This window comes from Aeromonas sp. R4-2, assembly GCF_040908295.1.
Taxonomy (GTDB): domain Bacteria; phylum Pseudomonadota; class Gammaproteobacteria; order Enterobacterales; family Aeromonadaceae; genus Aeromonas; species Aeromonas veronii.
Genome location: NZ_JBFODL010000014.1, coordinates 615,673 through 631,824, shown reverse-complemented (window position 1 = coordinate 631,824; position 16,152 = coordinate 615,673). Strand labels below are relative to the sequence as shown.

The following is a 16,152-nucleotide window of genomic DNA, read 5'->3' as shown; positions in this document are numbered from 1 at the left end:
CTATACCCAGAGAAACAACCATCGAGGTTTGTCTCATCGGCATTCGACTGCCACGTCACGTAGATTTTGTGTTTCCCTCCGGCAGCTTGTCGAAACGAGCCGCAGCGAGAAACGAACAAAGAAAAGAGATTGATTTTTATTTGAAAGCGAAGGGCTGGACAGGAGGAGCTCGGCAAACTCGTCGAGTTGACGAGTCCGGCAGTAAAAACATTTCAATTACAATCGATTGCCAACCAGTGACAAACACCCGAATTATCACACTCCGGCGTTGTCACACTCTCTATCCCGTGCCATGTATCTGGGGACTACTGACGGTCCCTCTTGTATCGATATCATCGCTATCGCTAAAGCGCCGAACTGACTACAAAGAAGTCAGTAACGGACTAAAAAACAATCCAATCTATAAAAAAAATAATGGCTACCGCCCCTGAGTTACAGCTCCCAGTGTGCATGCAGTCTTTTTATATTGTTAAAGGCATCAGTAAATTGATATGTAATTTGCCATACCTTACTGCTGACGATCATGACAACAAAACAAGTCGCCACTCCAGCCATTCGCCATAGCTCCGCTCATTCTGCTGCATTCATTTGCGCAAAACTGTAGGATTATTCCGAAATCAGTGGAGGCAGGAATTCTACCTGCGGTTCGCCAAAATGAGTAGCCAATCTAGTCCACGAGTGGCTCGATCGATTAAAAAACAAACAAACAGGTGGAAAAGCAAAAAAAAAGCGCCCAATAATGGACGCCTATATAAAAATTCAGTGATTAGCAAGCAAAAAATCTATGTTATGTGAGGGCAATTTAACAACATTATCACTTGGTGGTAGCTGCTGCTTCGCTAGCCACACCAGATCACAAATACCATCTGTCGGTTCGAATGCAGCAGGAGCATGCATCAGGATCTCGCGCACTTGCTGTTGATCAAAACGGTGACAAGCATCATCCAGTGAGGCCAGCAAGGGGCGCAGTCGCGACCAGGGCAGCCAGCTCTCTTGTGCCACCATGATCCGGGGATGCTCGGTTCCTCTGGCATCATCACCAATCAGTAACTCTTCGTAGAGCTTTTCGCCCGGCCGCAATCCCGTCACCTCGATGGCAATATCCCCATCAGGACGCTGCTCATCACGCAGTGTCAGGCCGCTGAGGCGTATCATGCGTTTGGCAAGTTCCATGATCCGTACCGGTTGCCCCATATCGAGCACAAAGACGTCGCCCCCCTCCCCCATGGCGCCAGCTTGGATCACCAGCTGGGCAGCCTCAGGTATGGTCATGAAGTAACGGATAATATCGGGGTGAGTCAGAGTGATGGGCCCCCCCTTATCTATCTGCTGTCTGAATAACGGCACCACTGAGCCGGAAGATCCAAGAACATTGCCAAAACGCACCATACAAAAACGAGTGCTGTGCTTCTCGCGGGTCAAGGCTTGCAAGATCAACTCGGCCAGACGCTTGCTGGCCCCCATGGTGTTGGTTGGCCGCACGGCTTTATCGGTAGAGATCAGCACGAATGTTTCCACCCCAGCCTCAATGGCCGCCTGTGCCGCATAAAGAGTGCCGAATACGTTGTTACGTACCCCTTCAATGATGTTGAACTCAACCAGCGGGACATGTTTGTAAGCAGCCGTATGGTAGACGGTCTGGATCCTGAAGCTCTGCATCACCGTCTTGAGACGATGCTGGCGCTGCACTGACCCCAGTAACGGCACCAGATCCGTTTCGATTTCTTCACGCTGACACTGCTCCCGCAGGTTCTTGTGCAGGACATAGAGGGCGTATTCGGATAGTTCGAACAGCACCAGAGTGGATGGCCGGCACCGCAAGATCTGGCGGCAGAGCTCAGAACCAATGGAGCCACCGGCACCTGTTACCATGACCGCTTTACCTGTGATATTGGCTTCCATCAAGGTGGTCACCGGCTCTACCGGATCTCTGCCCAACAGATCGTCGATGGAGACCTCATTGAGCTGATCTATGCGGGCAGAGCCATTGACCAGATCGGCCATCCCCGGGATAGAGAGCACTTCGCAAGAGAGGGGCTCAAGTGCATTAATCACCTCCTGACGACGCGCTCTGGTGCTGCTCGGCATAGCCAGCAAGATCTTCTGCACCCCATGGTGGTCAATCAAGGTTGGCAGCTGAGCACTGTGATAAACGGTACAGCCCTGGATCACGCATCCCTGTTTGGCGGGATCATCATCAACAAAGGCAACGGGATAAAACTCATTGCCTTGCAACAAGGCCATTTGCAGCTGTCGGCCCGAAGAGCCCGCGCCGTAAATCAACACCTGGGTGCGAGCTAAACGGGTGGTATTAAGGAGCGCCCGGAAAAACAGCCGCACACCGCCAACCAGTAACACCAAAAAGGAGAGATAGATAACCGAGACCGTTCTCGGCAGAAAGATATCGAAGTAAAACGCAGAGAGAACAAAGAAACAGGTTGAAAGAAATGCCCCTAGCGAGATTGTCCATAGCACCCGAAAGCTGACATATCGGAGCACTGCGCGATACAGCCCCAGCCGTACAAACAAACTGATGCTGACAATGATAATTGCGCCAAGCAGTGCCCAGTGATGCGGGCTATCGATTGGCCAGTTATGTTCAAGCCGGATCCAGTACGCTCCCCAATAGGTCATGGTGATCAGGATCATATCAACGGTGACAGAGATGGCACGCTTGCTGGCTCGTGACAGGGAGCCCAGGCAAGTCAGTAGCCAGCTCCCACCGGGTAAAAGCTCATTTCTCATTCTGGTACTCCTGCATTCAGGTGATACGCAAGAAAAGCTAACGGCAAGTAGGCAATGACCAGACCGCTCACACCATCGAGCTGGCCCAATACAATCATGACAGCGATTGGCGCAAGCCAGAGGCTATTTATAAGAAGCACAGCCAAGGTCACGTTTCGATGACTTTGCCAACGTCTCACCAGATATTGATAGCCATGAGTACGATGAGCCTCGCTCAGACGACATTTCAGGCGAAAGCGATTCAGCAACGTCCAGGTCGCATCAACCACAAAGACCCCGAGCATGACGAGCCATGCCCACAGGAATGGAGGTGAAGAAGCAGCATCCAGCAGCATCAGGGAAGCCAGCATCAAGCCAAGAAATCCGCTGCCACCATCTCCCATAAAGATCCTGGCGGGCGGAAAATTCCAGCACAAGAAGCCCGCCGCCGAAATTCCCAGTAGCAGGATCAAACTGGCAGACGACCACTCTCCCCCAACCAGATAGTGAAATAACACCATGAACAGACAGACGACAACGGCTTCACCTGCTGCCAAGCCATCGATGCCATCCATAAAGTTGTAGAGATTGATAAACCAGATCACCCCCAGCCAGGCCAGCAGGTAACCAAACCAGGCCAGATCGAGCTGCCAACCAAAGAAGGTCAGCGCTGGCAAACCATCAACCGCAGAAACCACCAAAGCTGCCGCCATGCTCTGCACAATCAGGCGGGTTCGGGGCTTGAGAGAGATGTGGTCATCGATAAAACCAACCAAGGCAATTCCCAGCGCCGCAGCCCATATCAATGCGAAGCTGCTCTGGGATATGCTGGCGGGAAGTGGGATCAGGGTGACAAACAACGGGGCTGCCAGCAGAAAGGTCGCCACGATAGCCATGCCACCGCCTCTCGGGGTAGGCACCTGATGCGAACTGCGATGATTGGGTTGGTCAAGCAAGCGGGTCTGTGCGTAGCGCCTGAGCAGGCCGGTCATGGTGATTGAAAGAAAAAGACAAAATATCGACAACAAAACAAATGCCAGCATCAAGACGACTCACTATGGATTGACGCCATCAGAGATAGGGTCTGAGAGAGCGAATAGGGTGCCGACCATTGTAATCGGCTCTGAGCCTTGCGGGTATCCATTTCCAGAGAGCCATAAATCCGTTGTAGCTTGGCATCAATCCCCAAACAGCGTCCAAGCACTCTTATTACTCTTGGTGGGAGATAAAAGAGCCGACAGCGAACTCCTTCTGCTTCTGCAATCACCGCCAATAACTGCGACGTCGACACTGCGACAGGATCTGCGACTAAAAAGACCTGATTCACTGCAGCAGGGTGCGCCATCGCATGGGCAATGAAGTCACACAGATTAGGTAACGCCAACAGGCTACGCACATTGGTCAAACGGGCAAACGGGAGCGGGATCCCTTTGCGCACCCAGGTCATCATACTGGCAAAGTTAGCCTTCACCCCTTCCCCGTAAATAAGAGGAGGACGAATGATGGTTACAGCCATACCACACTCTTTCGCGAGTGCCATCAGCCCCTGTTCCGCGTCATACTTCGAGCGTCCATAGGGATCTTCTGGCGGACTTTGCACATTCTCATCAAATGGCTTGCCAGGCTCGGTCTGCTCGCCATTCACTTTGATCGAACTGATAAAGATGAAGCGCTTTACTCCTGCCTCAGCAGCCTGCCGGGCAAGAGCGAGGGAGCCCTCTGTATTCACCGCTCGAAACGCAGCCAGGGGATCTGTCGCGGTATCCGACATTACATGCACCCTGGCAGCACAGTGAACAACCACATCCACCTGTTGCAATTGAGCAGTCCAGTTGGCATCCGCAGTCAGAGAGGGAGCCTGAACATGGTAAGAAGCCAGCGAGTGACTTCGCACCGCTCCTTTAACATTCGCCCCCAGCGCCAGCAAGTGTTCACAGACCGCCTTGCCTACAAATCCGTTGGCACCTGTGACCAAGACTGTACTTTTGATATCTACCATTACCACCAACGCCAACCGTGAATATTGAAGAAAGTCACCATGGAGCGCCCAAACATCCAGATATGGCGCCAGCCTTTGCGGGATGCATGCCCACCGTGATGAACGACCTTCACCTGAGGGACATAAGCAATCCGGCTGATCTTTCCAGCCCGCAAACTGATGTCAAAATCTTCAAAATAGAGGAAGAAGCGAGGGTCAAACCCTCCGAGCTGCTGCAGAACATCTGAGCGAAACAGCATAAAACAACCACTGACAATGGGTGGGTCCCACAGCACGTCACGATCGTTGAGCTGGTCTGCCATCTCATATTTCGCCAAGCGCGTCTGGAATAACTTCTTCACAAACGCGGGCGCAAAACCGCGCAGCAATAAATCAAATACGGTTGGATAGCGTTTGCAAAGCCGCTGTACCTCACCATCTTCCCACGTAGCGAAAGGCGTCAATAATCCGCAATCCGGATGTTGCTCCATAAACTCGAGTGCATTTTTCAGTGCATCTGGAGCAACTTCAAGATCAGGGTTAAGGATAAGGTGGTATTTGGAATCGTTCTGTAATGCTTGATTATGCCCTTCACCAAAGCCCAAGTTATCCGGATTATGTCGATAAATCACGCTAGCCTTACTAATCAACTCTGCAGATATATAGTCCTCAACTTGTACCCTAGAGCTACTTGGTGAATTGTCAACAATGGTCAATTCAATGGCCGAGTACTTCAAGGCTGCATTAAACAAACTCTGCAACGTAGCATATAACTCTTGTTTGACTGGCTTATATACAACAAGACTGACACTTATCACATTACTCATTAAAAAATACCGCTAAGTAATTTATAGGAATCACAGATAGGGACCTGACTTAGATAAAATCCCATCCAGCAGCCCCTTACTCATCTTAGTAATGTGAGACAACTTGTTTTTTGTGAAAAATGCATAGACAAAAAATCGAATCGGCAAAAAACAAAGCTCTCTTAATTTAAAGCCTGTGGGTATATAATCTCTACGTAGTAAAGAAATACAATTTCTGAAAAAATAATAATGCCTGATTGGTGAATGTACAGGTAATTTCTTACCAAATACGTTTATTGGCTCATCTCCAAGTGTATGTTCCATAACTACATATGGAACGCCAATAACACGCCACCCAAGACTTTTAGCACGCAAACACCATTCAATATCAACATAATCTATAAATAGCGAGTCATCGTGAGGTCCTATGCATTCCCAAGACTTACGACTGATGATGCTGCCAGACGTAATAAGATAATCGGCCTCAATCAGCTTGTCCCCTTCAGCAGGAATCCTACATAACCTACCTTGTTTAAACGTGATGAATGGCGCTTTCTTGGCTAAACGCGTATCAAAATATGCTGGACCCACAACTGCGACATTACTATCCACAAAACCGGAACTTACCGTGATCAATGTATCAATCATGGACTGATCTGGATTACTGTCTTGATCAAAGAAAAAAACAAAATCAGCACCATCTTTAAATGCTAGGTCTGCCCCATGGTTCAATGCAGTAGCAATGCCCTTATTTTCACCTAACGCTAATATACTAACATTGCTTGGGATAACGTCAGTAGTAAAGCCAGAACCGTTCTCTGGGGTATTATCTACCACATAAACAAGATCTACCAACTTTGACATCCCAATCACTTTAGAAGTGACACGTGAGTCTGGAAAATATGTAACTATAACAATTGCTGATAACTTTTTATCTATGAAATTAGACATATTATCAGCCTTATAAAAATAATATATTCAGTAACTCTCATAAATTACCACAAACCTATAAAATAAAGGCTAATTAAAATAAAATTAATGCCTTGTAATACCTCAGTGTTACTCTAATTATATAAACTGGCAGTTTTCTAATCTCGAACTAGCGAACTAGCGAACTAGCGAACTAATCAAATCATGAAAAGCAGACTTACATACCCTCCCCAGAGAGGGAATTCTAAAGGTAATCTAGAAAGTAAGTTTCATAAAATTGAGCGATTACAATTCAACAACCCACAATAATTGTCATAAAAATAAAACATTAAAAGCAATAATATCTATTATTACTTTTCATTAATAATACCATGCATTTCAATTATTTTGGCAATACCATTGGAAATAGAAACCTCAGGTTTCCAACCTAATTCATTTTGAATCAAAGATATATTAAGCACATTTGACTGGGCATCAAACAATCTTTTTGGTTCATATTCAACAACTATGTCATTGAAATGTTCTTTAAATACATCCAAAATGTTATTTATAGATGTTCCGACTCCAGAACCAACATTCATAACATTTACATTACCTGTGTACAATGAGGCGCTATATAAGGCCGACACTAAATCATCTATATACAGATAGTCTCTGATAGTAGAACCATCACCCCAAACTGTTAATTTTTCACCTTTCTTTATTTTACTAAGAAATACACCAATAATACCTTGCGATATATTCCTCATTTGCCCCATACCATAGGGATTAGAGATTCTTAATGATAAAGATTTAACGCCATATAAAACGTTGTAAAGATACAAGTACTTCTCTATTGATAACTTAGTTATTCCATAGGAGCAAATAGGATTTGTACTATCTGACTCAGAAATCAATCCATCACATCCAAAACCATATACTGTACCACCAGAAGATGAGAAGATTAATTTAACGTTAACATTATTTTTTAACGCATCTAATAGCCTGATTGTTCCGATAATATTTCCTTCAACATCTAATTGAGGATTTTCATTAGAGGTACTAGGTAAACTTGTTGATATGAAATGATAACAAATATCAACACCTAATAAAATATCAGTCCATCTATCCTCTGTTGAAAAATCGCCAACATAATGTTCAATATGCCTATCACCTAGTCTATTAATATCATTTCTATCATATGTTTTTATGCTATGTCCTTTATCTATTAAATAAGTAGCCAAAGCATTACCAATAAATCCACCGGCCCCAAGAATAAAAAAAACCATATAAAACCTCTAATCTAATAGACATCTAATAGATAAATCAAAAATATCCGGGTACGGTATTCATTTTAGATGCAAAGCTAGCATCACTATGATTAGATAGAACCTTATCTCTTGTATGAGCGGCCTGTTTTAACGCATCAGAATAATTATTAAAGACCCAATCAATAGCCTCTTTATAAGAGTGAGGATCTTCAAAATCACCAACTAACATTCTAGTTTCAGCATCAATCACTTCGCTCACCCCCCCCACATCAGATGCAACTATAGGCATACCAGTTGCGGCTACCGATAATAATATTGTTGGGATTCCATCCCACTGGGACGTATATAAGAAAATTGAGTTTTTGTTTAACGGTAAACTTTCAACGCCATTAAACTTCCCATGCAAAGTAATATTGCCTAGCTTCCTCATGTCAGATAAATAATCAGTAGTGGAATCTAAAACAGCTTCACCATAAACACTAAACTCAACATCAGGCATCAACCTTGCAATAGAAAGTAATATGTCAGGCCTTTTTTGTCTATCAATTCTACCCGCCCAAATAACACGTTTATCATACTGTTCTTCGTGATTATTTTGTTGAATAACTGATAAATCAAAAGGGCTATATATAACTTCAAAAAGCTCTTGTGGATAACCATAATTATTATGTATCAATTTCTTGAACTTTATATTATCAGTAAAAATACGCTCAATATATTTATATGTAGTTGGCAAATATTTACGTGCAAATCCGACAGGTCTACCATAGCTGTCATAGTCATCGCAATAAATAGAAACAAAAACTTTTATTCCTGAGGACGTTAAAGCAAGTCCATGTTTATCCAATACATCCCACATATGCCTTGAGTTTATTATATGTAGAACACCAATTTTCAGCTGTATGACAAGTCTAACTAAAACACTAATTTGTTCCGCATGAGATATCTTAGATGCGATTTTGCTAAAATTAATAATATCAACATTTTCAGGTAAACGACTTAACCACGGAGAATCCCCTGGTTCCGTCATGATAACCAAGATCTTTGACAATGATTGTTTTGCAGCTAGCTCTATATGTTTGATGGAAACATAATCAGCCCCACCTCTCTTAAGCCATGGAATTGCAAAACAATGAGAGTAATCTTCTCTAGAACAAGAGGTTTTTATAATCTCATTATAGATATTCCCTGGTGCAGCTATGATAGGATATGAATAATAATTACATGTAGATATGAATTCATCTGTAGGATATAACTCTGGATCTATAGTCATACCTATCGACTTCATTTCCTCTATTACCCAACTAGGTATTGAAGGTGTCAATAAACTTGACGCAATAGAAACAGAGCCAATTTCTGACAAATCAGGAATATGCGTTCCATACTCTTTAAAGAAAAAGGATTTAAGTTTATAACATACACGAACATATCGCTGTCGAGCAGAAATACCCATAGAATTAAAGATTATTTTATCAAGAACGACATATATAGTTCTTAATACTAGGAAAATTCTTTTTTTCATTATTAACCTTTGACATGTGAAAAATCGAAAAGTTTCGACTTTGGAATAATTGCGCCAGAACTAAAGGTTGAATTAACAAGACTTTGCTTTTTACGACGATAAAAGCCTATTGTTCCCCAAGCTAATCGATGTTTATATCCATTAGCAATGGTTTCGCAATTCCAATGCCAATCTTCATACCCAAATCCAGTAGCTGATGGCCGTGTAACTTGATAGGGACAAGATACGTATACCTCTTTAAAAGCAATAGTCCATGAAGTCCAAAAATTACCAGATAGAAGACCGCTTTCCTGATAATACTCTCCACATTGCTCTACTTGCCAGCAGTACGCTCTATGAGCACCAAAATTTATGACAAACTCCGGATGAAGAATAGTTTCTTTTCCATATTCATGGAGGTAAAACCAACCTCTCTCTAACCAATTCTCAGAAAAATAATCGTCACCATCAAGAACAGCGATGACCTTACCATTAGCTTGTGATATTCCGTCATTCCTTGACGCACCCAAATCCCTATTTTTAACCTCAATTAAGGTACATTGGCATTTTTTAAAAACAGGGTGGCATTGTAAAATATTCTTTGTCTGAGAGTCACAGCAATCTAAAACAAAAATATACTCACAGGATATGCCCTTAGAGTTAGCAAATATACGGCACCGCTCTATTGAATTTAAGGTTGAATGTATGAGTGCGCCTTCATTGTGGACTGTTACCAACAACGAGATATCTATGTTATTATTGCACATGCTGCCCCCTTAAATTACGTACCATTTTTATAAATTTAAACCAATATGATGATTCTATTTTTTGCAATCTCTCATGCAAGATAGCTAATTCTACCTCTCTTTCTGACAACATATCTCTCGAGGCCACTAACTCCAGATCCTTCTCTGACAACATATCTCTTGTGGCTTCTAACTGCAGTTCCTTCTCTGACAACATATCTCTTGTGGCTTCTAACTGCAGATCCTTCTCTGACAACATATCTCTTGTGGCTTCTAACTGCAGATCCTTCTCTGACAACATATCTCTTGCGGTAGCTAACTGCAGCTCATTCTCTGATAAATTTTTCTGTATATGATCTAGCCTTGACGTTAGTAATAAGCCATTGTTTTTCTCATTAGTCCATGCTTTTTCAAGCCATTCTTTTCCTTCAAATATCAAATTAATTTTATTGTTTAAAGTAGACACAGCATCATGATGTTTTGATTCGGCATCATGAATTTGAAAATTCAGTTTTTTACTTTTATCTAGCTCAATAGATAGCCTTGATAAAATATTTGAAGACAATTCATCATTAAACAATGATGGTTTATATTTGATATTATCATAGTTATTTTTAAAAGAGACAAGTTGTGATAATAAAGCGACAACAGAAGATAACTCTCTAAGATAAAAGTCAGGAAACTCAATACTCTCTGTTGGTATTAACTTTAAAGATGATATTACATTAGAGGCACACTCATCTATTAAACTAACACACCTATCTTTATCATCAATGGAAAGAATGCATCGCCAATAAAAAGAAAGAACATACTTTGTCAATAAGGTCAGGTCATAATTGCATACACCATCACAATCTATGATTTCAAAGTACTTTTCTGCTGAATCATAATCCCCATTATACATTTTTATAAGGCCATAAACATAAGCTATGGAGTACACCCATCTTTTTACGGTTGGATTAACACTAGAATTATATTTTAATAAAAGATATTCATTAACAGTGTTTTCTGAAATTACCAGTGACTTATCGTTAATATCATCCAAATATCTGTAAAGTTTGATACAAAGTGCGGCACCATAATCTGCGGATGTGGAAGGATATGTTGATAATATTTTATCTGCCCATTTCTCCCGTAGGTCTGCATTAACAGCACACCAACCAATTGAAATGAGTGATTTTACAAGCCAAGGATTATTATAATCACGCTCAAATGAAATGACATTTTCTAAAACACATTTATTCTCATTGTAAAATAAGGTTTGATTATAATCGATGCGTTTATGATCCGTAGGATCTTTTGTCACTATAGCTAAAATCCACTCAGATTCCACTCCCACAGATACTCGGTTCAAGTCAATTTGATATAGGCTCCGCCCTCTACGCTCCCACATGCAATCAGAATGAAGCAATTTAACTCTATCAGCAGTCTGTGCGAAATATGATTCAATATCAAAAAGCGCACCTAATTGTGAATCAAATTTTTCCAATTTATATACATGGAAGTGAAATGGATTGGGATCCTCTCCCGACTCATCACTCCAATCATTAGGCACACTAGTTATCAAACGCCCACCGGGGGATAACAAACGATAGAATTCATTCAAAACTGATTCAGGATTCTCAACATGCTCTAATGTTTCAAAACTAATAATAATATCGAAACTAGCATCACTATACGATGAAAGAGTATCAGGGAGATAACCCTCCATATATTTCGTACTCTCATCAGCATATGTTGCATTAGCATACTCAATAGCAAAGCGACTGCCATCAACCCCAAGCACACTTTTAGCCTTGGATTGATGCGCGATGACATGCGAACCATAACCAAGCCCACATGCAGCATCTAATACCCGATCACCAGGCCTGATATAATCGCATGCAAATTTATAGCGATAGATATGAGCATCAGACCGACTACCAGACTCTCTCATCATATCCATATGCAAATCCCTCTCTTCAAGCAAGAGTGAGAATGGGAAGCTAGATATACTATTCTTTCTTATTTTCTCATAAACACCATGGATGCATATATCATTATCGCTTATTTTGCTATAATCATTGATATTATAATATGAATGTTTCTTTTTATAACCACACGAGAAAATTATTTCCTCAATATCTTTTCTAAATAAACCTTCATTATCTTTAACAAGTTCTAGTGCAATATAGACACTATCAATATTAGCATGATAAAGATCACTAAAAACTGAAAATATCTTATCTGCTGATATATTGTATATAATTGCGGTATCTAAACCTGCACTATCTATGATGGCATCATCATGATTGAGAAACGAGTTTATTCCTTTTTTATTGAGATGCTTTTTTACATATTGACAATCCGAGCCAATAACTAATGTATCTCTATAACCAATAGATTGAATAAACTCATCTACTATAGTTTCAAGTTGAGATGTCTGATGCATATTGGGATACCATTTTTTAAAAAATTTAGCTATGGCAGAATTAATTGTACCAAACAGCTTTCATTTGAAGGTCAGATACGCCACCGAAAAAATGCTCTTCACGTTTCATTGACACTTGGAAAAAAGCAGCTTCATCAATCCAATGAAGTAATCGCTGCGCCATGTAATCAGGAGTATCCTCATAACTCACTGAAGCTTGCACCTCATATAAGTTAATTCCCAACGAAGAATTGAATCGTAGCGATACTATAAACTCATCATCTTTTTTATGATTTAACGACCAAAACGTATCATCAGTACTTCCATGTTTAGCATGTATCATTGCCATATCTTGATTCAACGTACCCCAAGAGTAGATTTTAATACCTTCTTTATTTCTAATTCTTATTCCGACATTTAACTTTTCTATATCTGCTGTCACATGGCATTTAATTTTTATTTCTATCAAATCCCCTGGATAAAAAAGTGCACAAGGTTCTCCAGTACTGGCATTGATGATATCCACTGATTTAATTTTTACTACTCCATCACCAAAGCTTAAGGAGTTGGAACGGTTGCTATCATTGGTATTATTTTCGATATTTAACGTTAATTTTTCCGTTTCCCCTTGGCTAGTTACTGAAGTAGCTCCAGTCAAATTATTTTTCTTCAATTTATCTGTAATTGAAGAAAAATATTTCATTTCATCATTATGTAATAATTTCCTATAGTCTAAAATGACATCAGATGACTTACCCCATGAGAGTGGCAAACCATTTTGTAATAGAAGGGCTCTGTTAGTTAAGGTTCTAATACTCTCTTGATCGTGAGAGACAAATAGTAAGGTTGTACCAATAGACGTTAACTGCTCTATTCTTTGGAAGCATCGTTTTTGAAATAAAGCATCACCAACAGCCAGTGCTTCGTCGATAACTAAAATATCAGGTTCAACTTGTACCTGTACAGCAAATGCCAATCTTATCAACATACCACTAGAATAAGTCTTTACTGGCTGATTAATAAAGTCACCTATATCCGCAAATGATATTATATCTTCATATTTATGGTCTATTTCCTCCCTAGTTAATCCTAATAGCATACCATTCATGTAGACATTTTCACGACCAGTAAATTCAGGATTAAAACCTGATCCTAATTCTAACAATGCAGCAATTCTGCCTCTTGTTGTAACTTTTCCACTAGTAGGTGATAGTGTTCCACAAATCATTTGCAGCAATGTTGACTTACCAGACCCATTGCGTCCAAGAATACCTACACTTTCCCCTTTTTTTACATCAAAGCTCACATCCTTAACAGCCCAAAACTCTTCATAATATTTTTTCTTTTCTTTACTTAAGAGTGTTTGAGCTTTTGGAAGAATAAACTGTTTAAGTCTGTCTTTAGGATGAGAATATACTTGAAAGCACTTACTGATGCCTTCAACCTTAATTGCAACATCATTTTCATAGGACATCTGAAAAACCTTTTTTAGTATATTGGAACCATGCAAATCCCAACCACATAACATTAAATGAAACTACAAAATACATGATGTACAGACGCCAATCTGGTAATTCACCATTGATTAGTACAGCTCGACTAGACTCAATTATTGTAGTGAGAGGATTTAATTGCATCCAGACTTGATAATCTGTTGGTAGCGCTGATACTGGATAAAAAATAGGGGATAAAAACATCATAGCCGTTAAAACCACAGAAATAAACTGCCCCAAATCTCTTAAAAATACACCAAGAGAGGACAAAATATATGTAATGCCAACAGTCATAAACATAAGAGGAAGTAAGATAACAGGAAATAATAAAATTTCTATGTGCGGGGTTCCAAATAGAAATATATAAAATAACACCCAAACGATCAAACTAATAATCAAGTTTACTAATGCCGCCCCACATATGACAAACGGTAATGTTTCTAATGGGAATACTACTTTTTTTACATAACTCTGATTTGTTAAAATCAATCCTGGCGCTCGGTTTATTACCTCGGAAAAAAAATTGAAAATCATAAGCCCAGAAAAAAGTACTAGAGCAAATTCAGATTTATTCCCGTTAGAACCCCATCTTGCATTAAAAACAACACTAAACATAAATGTGTATACAAGCAACATGCATAATGGTGTGATAAAAGACCAAAGAACTCCTAGTATGGAACCTTTATACTTACTCAATAGGTCTCTTTTTATTAAAGCAATAACAAGACCTTTATTTTCTTGTATAGATAAAACAAGTTTAAATATGTTAATTGGAGGTCTTACATTGTTATCAATAACAACTGGCTCTTTATTACTCATGATTTAACTCTTTAATTTTTTTTAATGATACTGCACAAGCGTCCTTTTCTGATAAAATAGGATGTGTAGATATCGGCCAATCTATATTAATGTCTATATCAGACCAAAGTATACTACGCTCATGTTCCTTACTCCAATATGCTGTGGTTTTATATATTACCTCAGCTAGGTCACTTATTACATAAAATCCATGAGCAAACCCCTCAGGTATATAAACTTGCTTTTTGTTCTCCTCTGAAATAATTAAACCAACCCATTTTCCAAATGTCGGCGAGCTATCTCTTATATCCACTGCGACATCGAAAATTTCACCCGAGACACAGCGAACTAATTTACCTTGAGCATGTGGATTTAATTGAAAATGTAATCCTCGCAATACTCCTTTCACTGATTTAGAGTGATTGTCTTGCACAAAATTTACTGAATGACCAAGAATTTTTTCAAACTTATTATGATTATAACTTTCAAAAAAGTAGCCCCGTTTATCACCAAATATTTTGGGCTCAAAAATAAGCACATCAGGAATTGATGTTTTGATTATGTTCATCTGTCCTTCCACATTTGATTCGCTCTTTATCGGGAGAGCATATTCCCGCCATATCACTTCAGACTTTGGCAACCATTTTTAGCAAATATTGTCCATAGGCATTCTTCGCCAATGGCGCAGCAAGCTCACGTATCTGGTCGGCACTGATAAACTTCTGGCGATAGGCGATCTCTTCCGGACAAGCCACTTTCAACCCCTGACGGGTCTCGATGGTCTGAATAAAGTTGCTCGCTTCAATCAGGCTTTCATGGGTACCGGTATCCAGCCAGGCATAACCACGGCCCATCATGGCCACCGACAGATTGCCTTGCTCCAGGTAGATACGGTTCACATCGGTAATTTCCAGCTCACCACGGGGCGATGGCTTCAGGCTCTTGGCGATCTCCACCACGCCGTTGTCGTAGAAATAGAGGCCGGTCACCGCATAGTTGCTCTTGGGCTCCAGTGGCTTCTCTTCCAGAGAGATAGCGGTACCCTCTTTATCAAATTCCACCACCCCATAACGCTCGGGGTCATGCACATGGTAGGCAAAGACGGTAGCGCCACTCTCTTTGGCCGCTGCCGCCGCCAACTGCTTCTGCAGGTCGTGGCCGTAGAAGATGTTGTCCCCCAGCACCAGCGCACAGGGGTCTGACCCGATAAACTCTTCACCCAGAATAAAGGCTTGTGCCAACCCGTCCGGGCTTGGCTGGACCTTGTATTGCAAATTCAGGCCCCATTGGCTGCCATCACCCAGCAATTGCTCAAAACGGGGGGTATCTTGCGGCGTGCTGATGATCAGAATATCGCGAATACCCGCCAACATCAGGGTGCTGAGCGGATAGTAGATCATCGGCTTGTCATAGATGGGCAACAGCTGCTTGCTCACAGCCATGGTCACCGGATAGAGACGGGTGCCAGAACCACCGGCCAAAATAATGCCTTTACGTTTGGTCATGATGCTTGTTT

General features: G+C 41.2%; 13 protein-coding genes. All 13 read right to left on the bottom strand.

All coding sequences use genetic code 11. The annotated features are described in order from the left end of the window. Positions 1-759: 759 nt before the first annotated feature. The 13 genes from AB5Y99_RS13385 to rfbA all read right to left on the bottom strand — a co-directional run bounded on the left by AB5Y99_RS13385 (position 760) and on the right by rfbA (position 16,141). Positions 760-2,745, bottom strand: a complete 1,986-nt coding sequence (locus tag AB5Y99_RS13385; protein ID WP_368209880.1) for a polysaccharide biosynthesis protein — start codon at positions 2,743-2,745, stop codon at positions 760-762. After that, complete coding sequence (locus AB5Y99_RS13380; protein WP_368209954.1) at positions 2,742-3,767, bottom strand: glycosyltransferase family 4 protein; 1,026 nt, start codon at positions 3,765-3,767, stop codon at positions 2,742-2,744. The genes AB5Y99_RS13385 and AB5Y99_RS13380 overlap by 4 nt, the downstream gene beginning before the upstream one ends. Beyond that, complete coding sequence (locus tag AB5Y99_RS13375) at positions 3,767-4,723, bottom strand: UDP-glucose 4-epimerase family protein (protein ID WP_368209878.1); 957 nt, start codon at positions 4,721-4,723, stop codon at positions 3,767-3,769. The genes AB5Y99_RS13380 and AB5Y99_RS13375 overlap by 1 nt, the downstream gene beginning before the upstream one ends. After that, positions 4,723-5,529: a glycosyltransferase family 2 protein gene (locus AB5Y99_RS13370; RefSeq protein ID WP_368209876.1), complete on the bottom strand. Its 807-nt coding sequence runs from the start codon at positions 5,527-5,529 to the stop codon at positions 4,723-4,725. The genes AB5Y99_RS13375 and AB5Y99_RS13370 overlap by 1 nt, the downstream gene beginning before the upstream one ends. Positions 5,530-5,559: 30 nt before the next feature. Further along, on the bottom strand, positions 5,560-6,459 hold the full coding sequence (locus tag AB5Y99_RS13365; RefSeq protein ID WP_323891050.1) for a glycosyltransferase family 2 protein: 900 nt from the start codon (positions 6,457-6,459) through the stop codon (positions 5,560-5,562). Positions 6,460-6,788: 329 nt separating this feature from the next. Continuing rightward, positions 6,789-7,706 carry an NAD-dependent epimerase/dehydratase family protein gene (locus tag AB5Y99_RS13360; RefSeq protein ID WP_323891049.1) on the bottom strand — a complete coding sequence of 306 codons (918 nt, stop codon included), beginning with the start codon at positions 7,704-7,706 and terminating at the stop codon, positions 6,789-6,791. A 37-nt stretch (positions 7,707-7,743) separates the two neighbouring features. After that, complete coding sequence (locus tag AB5Y99_RS13355) at positions 7,744-9,210, bottom strand: glycosyltransferase family 4 protein (protein WP_323891048.1); 1,467 nt, start codon at positions 9,208-9,210, stop codon at positions 7,744-7,746. 2 nt (positions 9,211-9,212) lie between these two features. Beyond that, entirely contained in the window at positions 9,213-9,956 is a 744-nt protein-coding gene (locus AB5Y99_RS13350) for a glycosyltransferase family 2 protein (protein ID WP_323891046.1), read from the bottom strand. Continuing rightward, positions 9,946-12,366, bottom strand: coding sequence for a methyltransferase domain-containing protein (locus tag AB5Y99_RS13345; RefSeq protein WP_368209874.1), 2,421 nt, complete (start codon positions 12,364-12,366; stop codon positions 9,946-9,948). The genes AB5Y99_RS13350 and AB5Y99_RS13345 overlap by 11 nt, the downstream gene beginning before the upstream one ends. A gap of 40 nt (positions 12,367-12,406) precedes the next feature. Further along, positions 12,407-13,819, bottom strand: a complete 1,413-nt coding sequence (locus AB5Y99_RS13340) for an ABC transporter ATP-binding protein (protein WP_323891043.1) — start codon at positions 13,817-13,819, stop codon at positions 12,407-12,409. Then, positions 13,809-14,657: an ABC transporter permease gene (locus AB5Y99_RS13335; RefSeq protein ID WP_323891041.1), complete on the bottom strand. Its 849-nt coding sequence runs from the start codon at positions 14,655-14,657 to the stop codon at positions 13,809-13,811. Before AB5Y99_RS13335 ends, AB5Y99_RS13340 begins: the two co-directional genes overlap by 11 nt. After that, positions 14,650-15,204, bottom strand: a complete 555-nt coding sequence (rfbC, locus tag AB5Y99_RS13330) for a dTDP-4-dehydrorhamnose 3,5-epimerase (RefSeq protein WP_323891039.1) — start codon at positions 15,202-15,204, stop codon at positions 14,650-14,652. Before rfbC ends, AB5Y99_RS13335 begins: the two co-directional genes overlap by 8 nt. 58 nt (positions 15,205-15,262) lie before the next feature. Further along, entirely contained in the window at positions 15,263-16,141 is an 879-nt protein-coding gene (gene rfbA, locus AB5Y99_RS13325; RefSeq protein WP_323891037.1) for a glucose-1-phosphate thymidylyltransferase RfbA, read from the bottom strand. Between the last annotated feature and the right edge of the window lie 11 nt (positions 16,142-16,152).

Bases quoted from the DNA above. Each gene is read 5' to 3' on its own strand.
- AB5Y99_RS13385 (WP_368209880.1), bottom strand. From the start codon at position 2,745: ATGAGAAATGAGCTTTTACCCGGTGGGAGCTGGCTACTGACTTGCCTG.
- AB5Y99_RS13380 (WP_368209954.1), bottom strand. From the start codon at position 3,767: ATGCTGGCATTTGTTTTGTTGTCGATATTTTGTCTTTTTCTTTCAATC.
- AB5Y99_RS13375 (WP_368209878.1), bottom strand. From the start codon at position 4,723: ATGGTAGATATCAAAAGTACAGTCTTGGTCACAGGTGCCAACGGATTT.
- AB5Y99_RS13370 (WP_368209876.1), bottom strand. From the start codon at position 5,529: ATGAGTAATGTGATAAGTGTCAGTCTTGTTGTATATAAGCCAGTCAAA.
- AB5Y99_RS13365 (WP_323891050.1), bottom strand. From the start codon at position 6,459: ATGTCTAATTTCATAGATAAAAAGTTATCAGCAATTGTTATAGTTACA.
- AB5Y99_RS13360 (WP_323891049.1), bottom strand. From the start codon at position 7,706: ATGGTTTTTTTTATTCTTGGGGCCGGTGGATTTATTGGTAATGCTTTG.
- AB5Y99_RS13355 (WP_323891048.1), bottom strand. From the start codon at position 9,210: ATGAAAAAAAGAATTTTCCTAGTATTAAGAACTATATATGTCGTTCTT.
- AB5Y99_RS13350 (WP_323891046.1), bottom strand. From the start codon at position 9,956: ATGTGCAATAATAACATAGATATCTCGTTGTTGGTAACAGTCCACAAT.
- AB5Y99_RS13345 (WP_368209874.1), bottom strand. From the start codon at position 12,366: ATGCATCAGACATCTCAACTTGAAACTATAGTAGATGAGTTTATTCAA.
- AB5Y99_RS13340 (WP_323891043.1), bottom strand. From the start codon at position 13,819: ATGTCCTATGAAAATGATGTTGCAATTAAGGTTGAAGGCATCAGTAAG.
- AB5Y99_RS13335 (WP_323891041.1), bottom strand. From the start codon at position 14,657: ATGAGTAATAAAGAGCCAGTTGTTATTGATAACAATGTAAGACCTCCA.
- rfbC (WP_323891039.1), bottom strand. From the start codon at position 15,204: ATGAACATAATCAAAACATCAATTCCTGATGTGCTTATTTTTGAGCCC.
- rfbA (WP_323891037.1), bottom strand. From the start codon at position 16,141: ATGACCAAACGTAAAGGCATTATTTTGGCCGGTGGTTCTGGCACCCGT.